This is a genomic window from Runella sp. R0.1_18 (assembly GCF_057652155.1).
This window is the reverse complement of the sequence record NZ_JBYFCK010000018.1, coordinates 22,441-37,818: the sequence shown is the minus strand read 5'-3', so window position 1 is coordinate 37,818 and position 15,378 is coordinate 22,441. Positions and strand designations below refer to the sequence as shown.

12 protein-coding genes and 1 pseudogene are annotated in these 15,378 nt (G+C 40.2%); 9 read left to right on the top strand and 4 right to left on the bottom strand.

Going from position 1 to position 15,378, the window contains the following annotated elements; all coding sequences use genetic code 11:
- The first annotated feature begins 2 nt into the window (after positions 1 to 2).
- The 6 genes from AC23P2_RS24225 (at position 3) to AC23P2_RS24200 (ending at position 5,169) form a co-directional block, all read left to right on the top strand.
- Entirely contained in the window at positions 3 to 1,253 is a 1,251-nt protein-coding gene (locus tag AC23P2_RS24225; protein WP_487775593.1) for an efflux RND transporter periplasmic adaptor subunit, read from the top strand.
- Between the two features lie 44 nt (positions 1,254 to 1,297).
- Positions 1,298 to 1,921 (top strand): hypothetical protein, encoded by a 624-nt coding sequence (locus AC23P2_RS24220; RefSeq protein WP_487775592.1) that lies wholly within the window; start codon positions 1,298 to 1,300, stop codon positions 1,919 to 1,921.
- Positions 1,922 to 1,934: 13 nt separating this feature from the next.
- Positions 1,935 to 3,938: a heavy metal translocating P-type ATPase gene (locus AC23P2_RS24215; protein WP_487775591.1), complete on the top strand. Its 2,004-nt coding sequence runs from the start codon at positions 1,935 to 1,937 to the stop codon at positions 3,936 to 3,938.
- 58 nt (positions 3,939 to 3,996) lie between these two features.
- Positions 3,997 to 4,365 carry a DUF3703 domain-containing protein gene (locus AC23P2_RS24210; protein ID WP_028523419.1) on the top strand — a complete coding sequence of 123 codons (369 nt, stop codon included), beginning with the start codon at positions 3,997 to 3,999 and terminating at the stop codon, positions 4,363 to 4,365.
- A gap of 113 nt (positions 4,366 to 4,478) precedes the next feature.
- Entirely contained in the window at positions 4,479 to 4,847 is a 369-nt protein-coding gene (locus AC23P2_RS24205; protein WP_487775590.1) for a hypothetical protein, read from the top strand.
- Positions 4,848 to 4,938: 91 nt separating this feature from the next.
- Positions 4,939 to 5,169, top strand: coding sequence for a hypothetical protein (locus tag AC23P2_RS24200; RefSeq protein ID WP_487775589.1), 231 nt, complete (start codon positions 4,939 to 4,941; stop codon positions 5,167 to 5,169).
- Positions 5,170 to 5,387: 218 nt separating this feature from the next.
- On the opposite strand, the gene AC23P2_RS24195 is transcribed toward AC23P2_RS24200, so the two are convergent.
- Complete coding sequence (locus tag AC23P2_RS24195) at positions 5,388 to 5,993, bottom strand: recombinase family protein (RefSeq protein ID WP_487775588.1); 606 nt, start codon at positions 5,991 to 5,993, stop codon at positions 5,388 to 5,390.
- A 196-nt stretch (positions 5,994 to 6,189) separates the two neighbouring features.
- On the opposite strand from AC23P2_RS24195, the gene AC23P2_RS24190 reads away from it, so the two are divergent.
- Positions 6,190 to 7,641: a DUF4158 domain-containing protein gene (locus AC23P2_RS24190; RefSeq protein WP_487775587.1), complete on the top strand. Its 1,452-nt coding sequence runs from the start codon at positions 6,190 to 6,192 to the stop codon at positions 7,639 to 7,641.
- Between the two features lie 8 nt (positions 7,642 to 7,649).
- On the top strand, positions 7,650 to 8,039 hold the full coding sequence (locus tag AC23P2_RS24185) for a Tn3 family transposase (RefSeq protein WP_487775586.1): 390 nt from the start codon (positions 7,650 to 7,652) through the stop codon (positions 8,037 to 8,039).
- A 645-nt stretch (positions 8,040 to 8,684) separates the two neighbouring features.
- On the opposite strand, the gene AC23P2_RS24180 is transcribed toward AC23P2_RS24185, so the two are convergent.
- Positions 8,685 to 11,648 (bottom strand): Tn3 family transposase, encoded by a 2,964-nt coding sequence (locus tag AC23P2_RS24180; protein ID WP_487775585.1) that lies wholly within the window; start codon positions 11,646 to 11,648, stop codon positions 8,685 to 8,687.
- Between the two features lie 66 nt (positions 11,649 to 11,714).
- Here AC23P2_RS24180 and AC23P2_RS24175 point away from each other — a divergent pair, with 66 nt between their 5' ends.
- Entirely contained in the window at positions 11,715 to 12,368 is a 654-nt protein-coding gene (locus AC23P2_RS24175) for a recombinase family protein (protein WP_487775584.1), read from the top strand.
- A gap of 196 nt (positions 12,369 to 12,564) precedes the next feature.
- On the opposite strand, the gene AC23P2_RS24170 is transcribed toward AC23P2_RS24175, so the two are convergent.
- Together AC23P2_RS24170 and AC23P2_RS24165 are read right to left on the bottom strand one after the other, a co-directional pair.
- Complete coding sequence (locus AC23P2_RS24170) at positions 12,565 to 14,574, bottom strand: Ig-like domain-containing protein (RefSeq protein WP_487775583.1); 2,010 nt, start codon at positions 14,572 to 14,574, stop codon at positions 12,565 to 12,567.
- 65 nt (positions 14,575 to 14,639) lie between these two features.
- Positions 14,640 to 15,378, bottom strand: a pseudogene (locus AC23P2_RS24165) (hypothetical protein); the annotation flags it as partial.

Sequence of the window (15,378 nt, the reverse complement as noted above, 5' to 3'; positions counted from 1 at the left end):
CAATGAAATTTCATACAAAAAATATTTTTCCGCTAAGCACGGCTCTTGCCCTTTGTTTTCTGTTTCTTACCTCTGCTTGTGATAAAAAAGCAGAAACCACACAAGCCGAAGAACACCATGACGACGCAAAAAACGTGGTAGAACTTACACCGGCCCAAGTAAAAGCAGCACAAATTGTCTTCGGAAATTTTGAGAGGAAAAACCTCAGCGAAGTAATCATGACCAACGGTTATACCCAACTGCCTCCCCAAAGTCAAGCGGATGTATCAGTTTTTATGGGTGGAATCGTCAAAACAATTGCCGTTATTGATGGGCAGTATGTAAAGAAAGGGCAATCAATTGCGACATTTCAGAGTATGGAGTTTAATAATCTTCGCCTTGAAAAAGCAAAATTGACGGAGGAGTTGCAACAAGCCAAAGTCAATAAGGAGTTTTTGGATTTAGATTTTGCCCGACAAAAAGAATTGAGTGATGAAAACGTTACGGCTAAAAAAACGTTTCAAAAAGTCAGTTCAGAACTTGATTTGGTAAATAACAAAATAAAAATAACCCAACAGCAAATTGAGATTTTAGAGCAAAACCTACTCCTTAGCGGTAATGGCAACTCTACCATAATTGTGATTACCGCCCCAATTTCTGGATATATCACCGCCGTAAATGTAAAAATAGGGAGTAACATTTCGGCTAATACTTCCTTGTTTTCGATTGTAGATAACTCAGAAATGTACGTTGAATTAATGGTTTACGAAAAAGACCTCTTTAAAATAAAAGTTGGGCAAAGTTTACGCTTTGTGCTTACTAATCAGGGCAATAAAGAGATTATCGGCAAGATTTTTAGTATTGGTAAAGCCTTTCAGGAAGAAAATAAATCGGTGGCAGTCCGTGCAAACATCAACAATAAGACTGTTGGTTTAATACCCGGAATGTATGTCAATGCCCTGATTGATATTGGCAATAGTGATGTGAATACCCTGCCGGCTGAAGCCATTATAAAAGCTGAAGGCAAAGAATTTATCTTTATTCATGAAGCCGAAGAAAAACATGAACATGCTGCCACCGAGAAAGTGCATGAGGAAGATACAGGTGTTCATTTCAAGCGAATCGAGGTAAAAACAGGTACTACTCAATTAGGGTATGTTCAGGTTACACCCTTGGAACAAATTCCAGCGGGTGCAAAAATCGTTACAAAGGGGGCTTATTATCTACAATCGTCCATTGCCAACGCTGAGGGTGGTGATGAGCATGGGCATTGAGTAACCCCCTATTGGTCGCCTCTTTTATTAAATTCATCAAATAAATGACCCAAATCCTCATCGGCTCATTGACACTGAGCATTTTACACGCACTAATTCCCAGCCACTGGTTGCCCTTTGTTACAATCGGCAAAACGGAACGATGGACAGAAATGCGCACACTCACCGTTACGGCATTGGCAGGTCTTGCCCACACGATTAGCACCACTATCTTGGGAGTAATTGTAGGCTTGGCTGGCTACGAATTAGCCGAAAAATACCATGAACTTGCTGAAAGCGTGATTCCCGCCGTATTGTTAATGCTGGGCTTATGGTATCTAATGCAACACCTACGGCATCAACATGCCCACGAACACATTGATACCCAAAAACAAAAAGGGAAATCATTCAAAGGTCTTCTGTTTTCGCTTTGTATCGGTATGTTTCTGTCGCCTTGTATGGAAATCAACGCTTATTTCCTGAGTGCAGGGGCATTGGGCTGGCAAGCGTTGGGTTTGGTGACACTTATCTATAATGTAGTCACACTCGCTGGAATGCTTATGATGGTCTGGGTAGCAGGACGTGGACTTCGACTCATTAATGCCCACTGGTTTGAGCATAACGAAAACCTTATAACGGGACTAACACTCCTTGGGTTAGCCATTCTCAATTTCTTTATCGAATTCTAACTGATTATTTTTCATGGAAAAGAAAGTGCAGAAGCATAAAAATCATACAACAGATGATTGCTGCGACAAGCCGATAGAAGTGCAAATGCCAACACATAGCGATAATGACGGACACGACCACGAGGAAGAACCAGGTGAAGAAAGCCTGTTGAAAAGTCGTTGGCGACCGTGGTTGAGTTTGACAATTCTGTTGGGGTTTGTCGCCATTACGCAACTTTTTAAGGTGGAGGTTTCTAAGCCAATTGAAATTGGTTTGATGGGAATCGCTTATCTATTAGCAGGCTACAACACCCTCGAACGAGCTTTTCGATTGTTGAGGCGGGGTGATTTTTTCAACGAATTTACGTTGATGTCCATTGCCACGTTGGGTGCGTTTTACATTGGCGAATACAGCGAAGGCGTAGCTGTGATGATTTTCTACGAAATCGGTGAATTGTTTCAGGATTTGGCCGTTAATCGCTCCAAGCGTTCTATCAAAGCCTTATTAGATGTGCGTCCCGATACTGTAACGGTACTACGCAATGGAAAGCAACAGAGCGTTGGGCCGTCAGAAGTACAAATTGGGGAAAGCATTTTGGTGAAGCCAGGCGAAAAAGTGGCCTTAGACAGCACCTTATTGACCGACAACGCCAGTTTCAACACGGCAGCTCTCACTGGCGAATCTCGCCCCGACACCAAGCGCACGGGCGAAGCTGTTTTGGCAGGTATGATTAATTTAGACAAAGTAATTGAACTAAAAGTAACCACGGCTTTTAAGGACTCCAAACTTTCCCGTATTTTGGAAATGGTGCAAGATGCCACCTCTCGAAAAGCCCCCACCCAGTTGTTAATCAGCCGTTTGTCCAAAGTTTATACACCCGTTGTGTTTGGGTTGGCATTGACAATTACCCTGATTCCTTACTTTTTTGTAAATGACTATTTGTTCAATGAGTGGCTGTATAGAGGCATGGTATTTTTGGTCATTGCCTGTCCCTGTGCCCTCACAATTTCGATTCCGTTGGGTTATTTTGGCGGTATTGGCTTGGCTTCTCGCCATGGAATTTTGGTCAAAGGTTCCAATTTTCTGGACGTAATGACCGAACTCAATACAATCGTTTCAGACAAAACGGGAACACTAACCAAGGGGGTTTTTAAAGTACAAACAGTTAGCCCCCCACTCCCCGATGGGGAAGTTTCCGAAGAAGAATTTATCAAACTAACCGCCGCTCTTGAAAGTAATTCTACGCACCCCGTGGCGAAGGCGGTGGTGGAGTATTCTAATGAACAGAAGGTAAATTGGCAAAATAGCAAAGTCGAAGCCGTAGAAGAAATACCGGGTCATGGCTTGAAGGGAATGGTAGATGGCAAAGTAGTACTGGCGGGGAATTTGAAACTATTGCAAAAGTTCGTTGTTTCATACCCCGCTGAATTGGTGCAAATCGTTGAAACGGCTGTGGTCATAGCCATTGATAATCAGTACGCTGGCTATATCACCATTGCCGACGAGGTAAAGGAGGATGCAGCCCGAACCGTGGCCGATTTAAAGAAATTGGGAATTGAAACGATCATGCTTTCGGGTGATAAGTCAGCAGTAGTTCAAAAAGTATCCCTCCAACTGGGCATTACCCAAGCTTACGGAGATTTGCTGCCCGAAGGCAAGGTAGAAAAAGTGCAAGAACTCAAAAATCAAGACAAAAAGATTGCTTTTGTTGGTGATGGTGTGAACGATGCTCCTGTGGTAGCCCTCGCCGATGCAGGAATCGCCATGGGAGGCATGGGTTCGGACGCTACAATTGAAACTGCTGACATTGTGATTCAGAATGACCAGCCACACAAAATCGTTTCAGCTATTAAAATCGGAAAAATTACTAAATCTGTTGTTTGGCAAAATATTTCACTGGCGATGGGTGTGAAAGTCGCTGTTATGTTGTTGGGGGCAGGAGGCATTGCTACCCTTTGGGAGGCCGTTTTTGCCGATGTGGGTGTGGCTTTATTGGCTATTTTGAATGCCTATCGAATTCAGCGAAAAGAAGTTTGAGCTCACCGAAGAACACCAAAATCAACGTATTTTATCACTCATTTATCACTGAATTTTTATGAAACTTTATTGGAATATGCCCGCATCGGTGCGGCAGCACTATCAGCAAGAACTACAACATTACCAAAACGCTTTTGCTGCGGGACATTTATCAGAAGCGTGGCATCGGCTCGAAAGAGCACACATTTTGGGACAGGCTTGGCCACTCGAACATTCCTATGTGCATTGGTTGATGCTCAAATTTGGTGTTCATATCAAAAGTACTAAAGAAGTATTGGGACAAATTCCGAGGTTATTGGTAGGAGGAGTTAAATCTTTTGTAGGGCAGATTCCAGTGGGTAATACGGGCGGGGCCAACGTTCCTCCTCTTCGTCTAATGGACATTTCCCCAGACTTGAAACAAATTTTAGAATCCAATCCCTCTTAAAGTGGCTGTTCCAAATTATTTTATCAAAGTCACTGCCAATATCACTAAACAATATTTGGATTTCCCTTAAAGAATACTGAATTGTATATCAAATTTCTAAGAGACTGATTTTCTTGTTGTTCCATTTACACATACGTCAACGAATTGCTACTTTTTTTGCGATTTTCATGCTGTTGATTCAATTCAACAACGTGCTATTTCGCCATGCCCACCGCTTAGCAAACGGAAAGATTATTTCGCATGCTCACCCCTACAAGCCTGTTGGCAATAGCCCATTTCAGCCCAATAATCACTCGGCTAACGAGCTGCACCTTTTAGATACGGTTTGTAATCCTATTTTTTTAGGATTAACAGTTTCCGTCTTTTCCTTTGAGTTACTGGTGTTTTATTTTATCAACGAAGTAACTGTTTGTTATAAAACGCCATTTATAGCTTCTTTTTTTGATACACCTTCGCTGAGAGGCCCGCCGCTTGTTTGTTGAAATATTGCCTATCTCTACGCAGAGCAAGTACATGTACTGTACGGCTCTGGTTGGGGTACCTTTCTTATTTTCAACAAAAAAATGCAAACTGATGAAACCAATTTATTACTTATGCCTGCTGGCATTTGGTGCTTTTGCCATTACTGCCTGCGAAAAACTACTACCCACTGCACCCGAAGAACACGAAGTGTTGGACGGAACCATTGAAGGGCTGACGGGTACCGAAAATGCCCAATTCTTACGGGGTGACCTTGCCTTCAGCCGAAACTTTACACCTGCTACGGGGTTGGGGCCGCTCTTTGTTTCAAACTCCCTAAATTGAGGTTCTCGTTACAACCGTGCGAAAATTTACGGTTTTTAATTAAAGTATTAGTTCAATTGGGGTTAATTTTAACTTTGGAATAGAATGTCGTTCTCGGATAAAATTTTATAGACCGTGGCTCTAAAAGGAGTACAGTTAAACATTTAGGGGTAAAGTTACATGCAATAATTGTAACGCATTTATAATGAGTATTTTATGGTAAGAAAGTTTAATTTTTGTCAGTCGACAGTTACCTTCTTATCATAAATCTGAACAGGAACCTTATTTTCAGAAAGTATTTTATAAACCGTAGTGGTGGATGGAATCTTAAAGGCCTTCATAATTTCACGAATACTTCTTTGCTCCTTGTAAGCACTAATCACAAGTGGTGCAATCTCTTGATAATGTGGCGAAAGCCCTTTGGGTCTTCCACCCATTCTGCCTCTGGCTCGTGCAGCTTCCTGCCCGGCTTTCGTCCTTCGAATCAGTCTTTTGCGTTCATGTTCTGCTAAGAGAGCAAAGAGTTTAAAAACGAACTCTCCTGTTTCGGTAGTGGTATCAATGAGCGATTGTGAAAGGCTTTTGAATAAAATACCTTTCTGATTCAACTCATCGACAAACAGGATCAATTCAAGGGTTGTTCTTCCCAATCGGTCAATATCCCAGACCACTAATTCATCTTGTTTGCGTAGAGTTTCTTTCATTCGCTCGAATTCCACTCGATTTTTTGAAGTACCTGAAATCTTCTCCTGGAATATTTTTTCACAGCCATACTTCTGGAGAGCATCCAGCTGGAGTTGTAGGTTTTGTTCTTCCTTTGAAACTCTGACGTATCCGATTTTCATTTCATTTAAATTTTATTTTACCCATTGCAATTTAAGTAAAATAAAATTTGATTTAAAGAACGGCAATATAAAATTTAAAATGACTATTTTAGGACGCAGTAGGGTTGATTCTGCCACCGATTTAAGATTTTAGAAAACCCTTCATTTTTATGGAACAGCTTCCATGAATTGGCAATAACTACAATCACAAATTGATATGGCTTTTTCATTTTTAACAATCAAGGAACGGGAGTACTATCAGGCTCTTCCTCAAAATATCGAAGAAGATACCCTGATGAAATGCTTCTTTCTAAACAGGGAGGATAGAACCTTCATCCATTTTTTTTATGGTAACCAAACTAAAATAGCTATTGCCCTGCAATTAGGGATAATCCGGTTTTTGGGGTATCTCCCTGATAACTGGATTTCACAGATAAGTAATGATTACTTAATTTTTATCCTGGAACAATTGAAGATCGGCCAGCCATCATTGGGAGGCTTAGCTGAATATGGGAGAAGGGCCGCAACAAAAACACAGCATCTGCAACAGATACTCAAACATCTGAATTACCGCAGATGGCAACCCATTATCGATGAGCCAGTAATGGAAAAATGGTTGATAGACAGAGGGATGGAACATGACAATGAACGGTTCCTCTTGGAGAAGCTTTGTCAAAAGCTGCATTATGATAAAATTTTGCGTCCGGCTATCAGCTCATGGGAAAGAATGGTCGCCGGTATTGGCGAACGTTTACATGAAGAAACATACAGACGGTTGATGTTTTTATGGACAAATGATTTATTGAAAGAGCTGGACGAAGTCCTTGACTTTGATCCGGTCCGCAAACAAACGCTTCACCGCTGGCTATGCACTGCCCCGACATCCAATATGGCCCGAGTAATCAATCAAACACTCGAAAAAATAACATTTATGCAGGCGTTGAAAGTTGACTCCTGGGATTTATCGGTCATTCCGGCCAACCGAAAAAAACGTTTAGCCAATATCGTTCGTAATAATTCCAACTCCTATTTGCAGCGCTTGAACCCTATCAAGCGGTATCCATTGTTGGTCTGTTTCCTATGGGAAACCCTTTTGGATACAACTGACAGTGTCCTGATTATGTACAATGATTTTTGGACGCAAGCACTGAGCGATGCCAAAAAATCCTTGGAGGCATATCAGCTTGGCCTTATCAAAACACACAACCGGGCTGTAAAAACACTTACAAAAACTGTTGAGATGGTGGTTGATGATTCCATTGAAAATCAATCCCTAAGAAATAAAATATTTGAAAGCCTGCCGAAAGAACAGATACAACAAGCTTTAAATGTTGTCTTAAAAATAACAAAACCGGTTCATCAGACGCCATTATTCTTTTTACTCAAGGTTTATGGCCGCTTCAGGCAATTTACGCCCGAGTTTTTAAAAATATTAGATTTTAACGTGGCTTTCTCGAAAGATAACTTCAGTAATGGACTGAAAGCAGTTGCAGACTTACAAACAACAGGTAAACGGAAATTGCCTAAGGATGCCCCTACCAACTTTATTACACAGTCCTGGGGTAAGCTTATCAAGGGGGATAAAAGCCAGGAGCCACAGGCATATGAACTTTGTGTATTATCGGTGCTCAGGGACAGGTTAGCAATTATCTGCTCAAACCACCATTGAGAAAAAAAGTGAACAAGCAACTAAATAAAGGGGAGCAGCTCCATAATTTACGGATATACCTACGGTTCGGTGGTGACGGTTTTGTACGTAAACAGCAAGAAACCGAACAGCAGCTTTCAGCACGAAGCCTTAATTTACTCTCCAATATCGTTATGGTCTGGAATACCGTTTACATTCAGCAGATCATAAAGGAACTTCAAAATGAAGGGCATGTGGTCAATGAACATGATTTTGACCGGATTTCACCTGCGCCTTTTGAACATATCAACCGGTTGGGCAAATACAATTTTAAAGCGGCCGCCGCTGCGGACCAAATCCAATTGGAAGATAATGGTCTCAGAGCTTTAAGAAAGCCTAAAAGCTCGAAACAAAACCAATGTATTAGTTATAAAACGTAAATTTTCGCACAGTTGTAACGAGAACCTCATTATTAATTACCTATTTGAGCAAGGATGAGCAAAGTACTTCGTAATCATACCACTCGCATTGAGGAAAGCGTGCGGGTTATCAAACCATTGGAGGTCCTTAGACACTAATTAGGTAAACTCAAATTGCATGACAGTCCGTTATAAAAGACTCTCATTTAACATTTTCTTATCACTATCTGTATTTTTGGTGGAGCCCCCTTTTAGTGTCTTAATACACTTTTTCTGTTTCAATCCCCAATAGCTTGCGTTTGATTTTGTCCTGACAAAGTCATGGCTTGCTAACGCTTTGCTTTGTCTTCAATCTCCGATAATCTCCCATTATCTTCTCCAATCTCCTCTAAAAGAGGGATTCAATATTCCATCAGTCCTGAAAATCGAATAAACTATTAGGTGGTTTTCGCCTCATTATTGTGGGTAAAATGGGCTTACGTATCATTACGTTTCATTACACTTTCAGGCCTGTGAGGTTTCCTAACGTTTCCTAACAAAGGAAACCTTGTCAAAGTCCATGGAAAACCAGTCTGAACCTAATAGGTTGATGGGTATTTGTTTATCTGATGTATAACTACTGTATATGAGGTTCTTCTTCCAAATCTGCGAAAAACAACGATTTCACTATTTTCTCAGTGGTCTAAGCCCATTGGAATCCATTTCAAAGGCGATTTCAAAAGAATATTTTCCTAAACGGTTAATATGTTCAAAAGGAGCAGGGGAAATATGCTCAAAATCATTTTCATCTACCCGAATTCCTTCATTTTGAAGCTGTTTTAAAACTTCTTGAATGTAAACAGTATTCCAAACAATGACAATATTAGTCAATAAATTAAGGCTTCGGGCGGTTATTTGTTGCTCATGTTCTTGTCTTTTACGAATGAATCCATCACCACCAAACCACAAATATACTCTCAATCCATGCAGTTGCTCGCCCTTATTGAGTTGTGAATTTATTTTCTTTCTCATGGGTTTTTCCAACAAATATTTGCAAATAAAAATGGTTTTGACCAATTGCCCGTATGTTTGCAAGACATACATCAAATTGTTTTGTTTGGGATAGGCTTGCAGTTTACTAATGAGAGTTGAAGGAGTCACAGAACCTATTTTTAATGAAGCAGCCACTCTTGTCATTTCATCAGCATACTTTTTGAGATAATCAATATTGACTGTTCCTGTAAATTTCAATGTTGGATAATTGAGTTCTTTGGCATTTTTTCCAACAATTTTATAAAGTCTTTGGCTTTTGAGGTCTCTGATTCGAGGAGTGAATTGTTTCCCTACCAAATCGAATAGCGCAAAATTCAAATCTGTATAACCATGAGTATCAGTCGTATGCTCATCAAGTTGCAAGTCTGTTTCATTTGCCAAAATTTCATTCAAAACATAAGTTGCATCACGCTCCTGGACACTAATAATTTGACTACCAAATTGAGAAAATTGGTCGGCTGTATGGGTGTAAATTTGTACTCCTTGCCCATAACCAAAGTATTTTGGTAGGGTTTTAGCATTTCTGATTTTACCGCTGGTTGGAAATCGTTGCCCATCTGAAGATGATAATGTACCACCGCCCCAATACCCACTAAGCCATTGTTTATTGTGGTAATTGACCAATAAATTATTAGCTTTTTTGAGATTTTCATCAGCAAAATAATTATTAGTTACCCACCAAAGCGGCTGATAATCTAAATCAGAAGAACGAGCCAAATCAGCCAATGAAAGATTACAAGCATTGGCAAATAGAGCTGCATATTTGAGATTTTGGTGTTGTGGATTACGTGCTGAATACGCATTTTCTAATTCTTTAGAATAGTTTATCCAACTATCCACCTCTTGAATCATCTCTACCAATGAAACCCTTGGTAGTCTGGCATTGATTTGTTTTTGTAACATTTTGGCAGACAATGGCACATCATCAACACTCAAAGGCGACACTACCAAGAGGTCATTTTCTATACGAATATCGTTAGCTTGAGCCAACTTTTCTGACAATTTGGGTAATAAATCGGCTAATTCCTGTACTTTTTCATCTATTTTTACAGCTAAATTAGGCAAATTCAACTCTTGGCAAATACGCTCTTGCTGTGTTTTCCAATAATTTTTCTCAAGTAAAAGACTTTCAAGATTGGTAAATTTGCGAGATAAATCTACATACACATCGCCCGATTGCAGCCTATCTTTTAGTAATGAAAGCACACAGAGTTCATAGCTTTGTTGATGAATTGTCCCCCTTTGAAGAACAATTTTTTGCCAATTAGCACTCACAAAATTCATAGGAGCATCTTGGGGTATTTTTCTTTTCTTACCGTTTTGCAGGTCTTTTACCAAAGTTAATGCCGAGTCAAAATTATCTTTTGTAAAAGCTACTTTGAAATCAAACTTTGCTAACAAGTTAGGGGTGAATTGCTTCATGGTTGGGTATGAATACCTCAAAAATGATAAGTGAGAATACGTTTTTTGCTGTTTTTCTGTAAGCATTCGGAGGGCATCTTGAATCTGCATTTTAGGCACTTTTTCATAAATTTTAGGGCGTAAGTGTGGGTCGTCAATGCTTTCATCTACTACTATTTGGCTTGTTTGGGTTACAATTTTAATGGCTTTTTGTTGTGATCTTGCATCTTCCAATAAACACATATCTAATGTTTTTTTAGCTTTATTGTTCATTTGTTGCCAATAATCAGCATACATTACCAAAATAATATCCGTTGTGTCCAATAATACTTCTCTAAGAAAACAAACCAGCATAGTGTAGCGTTTTATAGGGCTAAATCTTTTCAAATGAGCATTGGAATCGCTTCTAACAGCATGAGCCAATCGTTTTTTACGATTTTCAGAAAGTTTGGATAAATCCCAATATTTAACCCCCATTTCGGTCAAAAAATCAATTTTTTCAAACATTTGATTGATTTCTTTAGCACTATTGGTAGATGGGACGTTACAAAGCCAACGATGTAGCGTTATTTTTCTATGCGTATCAACCTCTAACAAATTATCTAATTTCTTTTCAAAATCATCTGTCCAAAGAAATGACAAACGTTGATAGGTTTCGACCTCCAAGCGTTCTCTTATGCCCGCCACTAAGGATTCTAATGTGCCGATGGCAGGACGAAGTATTTTTTCTCGATGTAATTTCTCACAGAGCATTACTAATAAATACCGCTCGTTATCATGTTCCATACCTTGCTGGACAAGCCATTGCTCAAAAATGGGTTCATCTATCAAGGGTTGCCACTTGCGAAATTGTAAATATTTAAGTATTTGGTTCAGGTGTTCCGTTTGAGTCTGCTCTCGCTTGCCGTATTCTAAAAGTTGAACATAAGAAAACTCAATACCCAATTCTTTGATTATAAAATCGAAAAACAACATTGATAAGTTTTCCTTCCATGTATTTGGAACAAAACCCAAATATCGTAATAGCCCAATTCGGATTCCAACCGCTATTCGATTAACGTTGCTATAAAAACTCTTAATGAAAGTTAAATCATCAATTGTTAAATGAAAAAATTGCCTTAAATCGCCTTCTCTAATATCTTCAGGCATTTGCTCATATCTTTTTCGTTCTAATGAAGTTAAAAACGTGATTGGCATACTAAATTGAGTTATCAAAAAGGGTGTCTAAAATTTCAAAAAATCAACCTTGATAATCAATAAGTTATGAAAGTTATTTTTATATTTGTAAAGGAAATCCTTTTTGATAATACAACAATGGCAAATACATCCAATTTAAGAGTGGCTCTATACGCAAGAGTTTCAACACTCGACAGAGGGCAAGACCCCGAAACTCAATTGATTCAACTGCGTGAGTATGCTCAAAGGCGAAATTTTGAAATTGTAGGGGAGTTTATTGATTTTGCTTCGGGAACAAGTGAAGAACGTAAGCATTACAAGCAAATGATGGAAGCTGCCAAGAAACGAAAGATTGACCTCGTTTTGGTTTGGAGATATGACCGTTTTGCACGCTCAACGCAAGCATTAGTCAATGCCCTCAAAGAGTTTAAAAATTTAGGAATTGATTTTATTTCTTATCAAGAAAATATTGATACCACTACGCCAACAGGAGAATTGATTTTTCATGTGATGGCTTCTTTGGCTCAGTTTGAAAGTTCTCTCATCAGTGAGCGTGTAAAGGCAGGAATGCAAAGAGCAAAAGCTCAAGGCAAAAATATTTCAAGACCAAAACTGGCAAAAAGTAAATTGAACCGAATAATGGAATTGAAACAACAAGGACTTTCTATGAATCAAATCAGCATTCAAGCAGGAGTGGCTTATGGTACAGTTTATAATTATTTAGCAAAACATAAACCTTAATCTCAAACCATCTGAGGGGGCCGCTATTGTTCGTCCATTTGTAATAAGAACCTCCATTTGTAAATCGGTGTTTTCCGCAGATTTGGAAGAAGAACCTCTATATCAATTTATAAATCAAGGGGGGTATTTGTCATGTGTATACCATGAATGATATTCACATGACAAATACCCCCCTTGAGAAAACAAACAATTTATGTTATTTTTTTCTTTTTACGACTGTAAAAGGAGCACACAGCTGGACAGGGCAACAATTATCCCCATTTTCTATTACCAAAGGACAACAACCGTTGGCAGGGCAAGTTGCATTACTTGCCGTAAAGGTATACGTACCTACTTCTGAGAACAGTACTACGTTCCCAGTAGCAACTTGCTGCCCCGACTTAAACCATACAACGTTCGTATAATTGTTGGGGACCGAAGCTTCTATTTTCTGATTTGAGCAAAGTTTAACAGGAACCGTAACACAAGCCTCTGTGCTATTGTTATTACTAATAGGGTCTGTTTGATCAGCACTAACTAAGGTAGCATAATTAAAACTGATTCCTTCCGCCTCAACTTTGGCCCTAACTGTCAAAATAGCACTGTCACCCGAAGCTAGGGAAGGTATGCTCCAAAGTGGCGAAGAGAAAGTTCCTTTATTAGTAGGGCTTCCACTTAATAATTTTAGGCCATTTCCTACACTGTCTTTGAGGACAATATTCGTAGCTGCATCAGGGCCAAAGTTGCGGATAGTTATAGTATAGGTTAGGGTGTCATTCAGTGTTCGTACCTTGTTACCAGCCAGCGTTTTGGTAACTCTTAAATCAGAATTACCTGCGGAGGGACTAAAGGGAAGAATAAATACAAGCGCTTGACTACATGCATTGGGGTTATAGGAATCACAAACTTCGTAGGCAAACTGATCTAACCCCGTATAACCCGAGGATGGCGTGTAGGTAAATGTCCCATTGGCTGACAATACAACTGTTCCATTGGAAGGAAGAGTAATTGGAGTCGTATTGACAGTAAGAGTTCCACCTTCTGGATCTTTGTCATTGGTTAGTACGTTACCAGTTGTAGGGCTCGCAGGGGCTCGCAAAACTATGTCGGCATTGGCAACAGGTGGTAAATTAGCAGCCGAGCTTGCATAAATATTAATATCAACTCGGGCGACTGAACATTGCTGTGGGTTTCCGTTATCGCAAGCCTTGTACGTAAACCAATCATCCCCTAATGAATTGGCACCCGCTACGTAGGTATAACTGCCATTAGGATTAAGCGTTAAAGTTCCTTTTGTGGGTGTAGTTACTACAGTTGCCGTTAATGTTTGGTTCGCGTCTAATTCAACATCATTCAGTAATACATTTCCAGAGGCGGAAGCTCCTTGTTTCACAGCAATGTTATCGGCAGCTACAATTGGGGCTCGATTGGTACTTCCTGGGTCAAAAATTGTAATCGTAACTACTGCGGTATCACAAATGGCTGGGTTTCCACTGTCACATACCCGATACTTAAAGCTATCAGTACCTACGTAGTTGGTATTAGGCTGATAGGTATAACGACCATTGGCATTGATAGATACTGTCCCGTTGGTAGGAGTTACAACAGGTGTAGTTGTAATTACCAGTGGAGCAACCCCTGTCCCAATGTCGTCGTTAGACAATACATTGTTGGTAATAGAGCTACCTTTGGTGACTACTCCATAGTCATCGTAGGCAAAAATATATGGATTAGTAGTGGCAGCAACTATCTTAAGTTTAGGTTGAAGATTGTTGTTGTTAGGTGAATCTGTAAAGGCCGAAAAATTGCTAACAGGCTGTACATTGATATTGGTTACTTCAAATCCTGGTGATACAGCCGTACCACGTACTTGCAAAGTTATGGTTCCTCCACCAAAAGCAGGTATGGTAGCCGTGTTGCTACCGCGCCAAGTGTCTTTACCTAAATATGTCCATGTAAACAAAGCTCCGCCCACTCCTCCAGGTATACTTGTACCGTTGCTGCTGTAATAATTGCTTGCGGTGCTTATAGTCAGTTCGATTGAAGAGGCAGGTATAGCGCTTGAACCTGAATTAGAAAAGCTAATGGTAAGGGTGGAGCTTTGACCTACTTCGATTGAACCAGGCACAAAATTGGCACCCGTTAGAGCGGGTTCGGCATACTGTGCCCATGTCCATTGGAGGCTCAGTAATGTTACCGATAGTATTATTAAAAAAAACTTTTTCATAGAAACAATGATTTAGAAGTTGCCCCCCTCTGAAATCTTTCGATCTCAGAGGGTTAAAGCGTTAATTAATTTTGAATAGACATGGCCAATACAGCTATGTTGTTTGTAGTGACACCATCCCCCCCTGAACCAGGGGTAATATTGGTAGTTAGGTTGGCCGTTGTACCTGCGGTATCGGCTTTGATAGTAAGCGCAATACGGCTACGTCCGTTGGCAGCAATGACTACACCTGCCTTTAAGCTAAACTTCATTCCTGTACCTGTGTCAACCATCACCCAGTCACTGTTGTTGACGGTTTCATTCGCAGTAACAGTGGCGGAAGTTTGCGTTGAATTGAAAGTAACAGTAAAACCTGCCATCGAGGGTACAAAGAATTCCACTGTACCATTGGTAGCGCCGCCGTTGATTTCGTTGATGTTTATAATCACAGTTTTAGTATCCGCTGCTGCGAAGGTGATGTTACCGAAAGTGTAGTTTCCGAATAAGTCAGCTTTGGCGGCAGCATCAATTAAATCAGGTACACCATCTCCGTCAGAGTCAGGTAGGGTATATTTACCACTTCCGTCGAGTGTTCCCATTTCAGCAGTATCGAGAATACCGTCGTTATCATCGTCAGTGTCAGTGGCATTTGGTGTACCATCATTGTCGGTGTCAAGTGCTTTACCCGCTGCTTCGGCTGTATCGAGGATACCATCGCCATCATCATCGGTGTCAGTAGCATTTGGTATACCGTCGTTGTCAGTGTCAAGTGGTAGTTTATCCTGTGTATCCAGAATACCATCGTTATCATCATCCGTATCGGTA

Bases quoted from the DNA above. Each gene is read 5' to 3' on its own strand.
- AC23P2_RS24195 (WP_487775588.1), bottom strand. From the start codon at position 5,993: ATGAAAATCGGATACGTCAGAGTTTCAAAGGAAGAACAAAACCTACAA.
- AC23P2_RS24175 (WP_487775584.1), top strand. From the start codon at position 11,715: ATGAAAGTTATTTTTATATTTGTAAAGGAAATCCTTTTTGATAATACA.
- AC23P2_RS24225 (WP_487775593.1), top strand. From the start codon at position 3: ATGAAATTTCATACAAAAAATATTTTTCCGCTAAGCACGGCTCTTGCC.
- AC23P2_RS24210 (WP_028523419.1), top strand. From the start codon at position 3,997: ATGAAACTTTATTGGAATATGCCCGCATCGGTGCGGCAGCACTATCAG.
- AC23P2_RS24180 (WP_487775585.1), bottom strand. From the start codon at position 11,648: ATGCCAATCACGTTTTTAACTTCATTAGAACGAAAAAGATATGAGCAA.
- AC23P2_RS24220 (WP_487775592.1), top strand. From the start codon at position 1,298: ATGACCCAAATCCTCATCGGCTCATTGACACTGAGCATTTTACACGCA.
- AC23P2_RS24190 (WP_487775587.1), top strand. From the start codon at position 6,190: ATGGCTTTTTCATTTTTAACAATCAAGGAACGGGAGTACTATCAGGCT.
- AC23P2_RS24215 (WP_487775591.1), top strand. From the start codon at position 1,935: ATGGAAAAGAAAGTGCAGAAGCATAAAAATCATACAACAGATGATTGC.
- AC23P2_RS24200 (WP_487775589.1), top strand. From the start codon at position 4,939: ATGAAACCAATTTATTACTTATGCCTGCTGGCATTTGGTGCTTTTGCC.
- AC23P2_RS24170 (WP_487775583.1), bottom strand. From the start codon at position 14,574: ATGAAAAAGTTTTTTTTAATAATACTATCGGTAACATTACTGAGCCTC.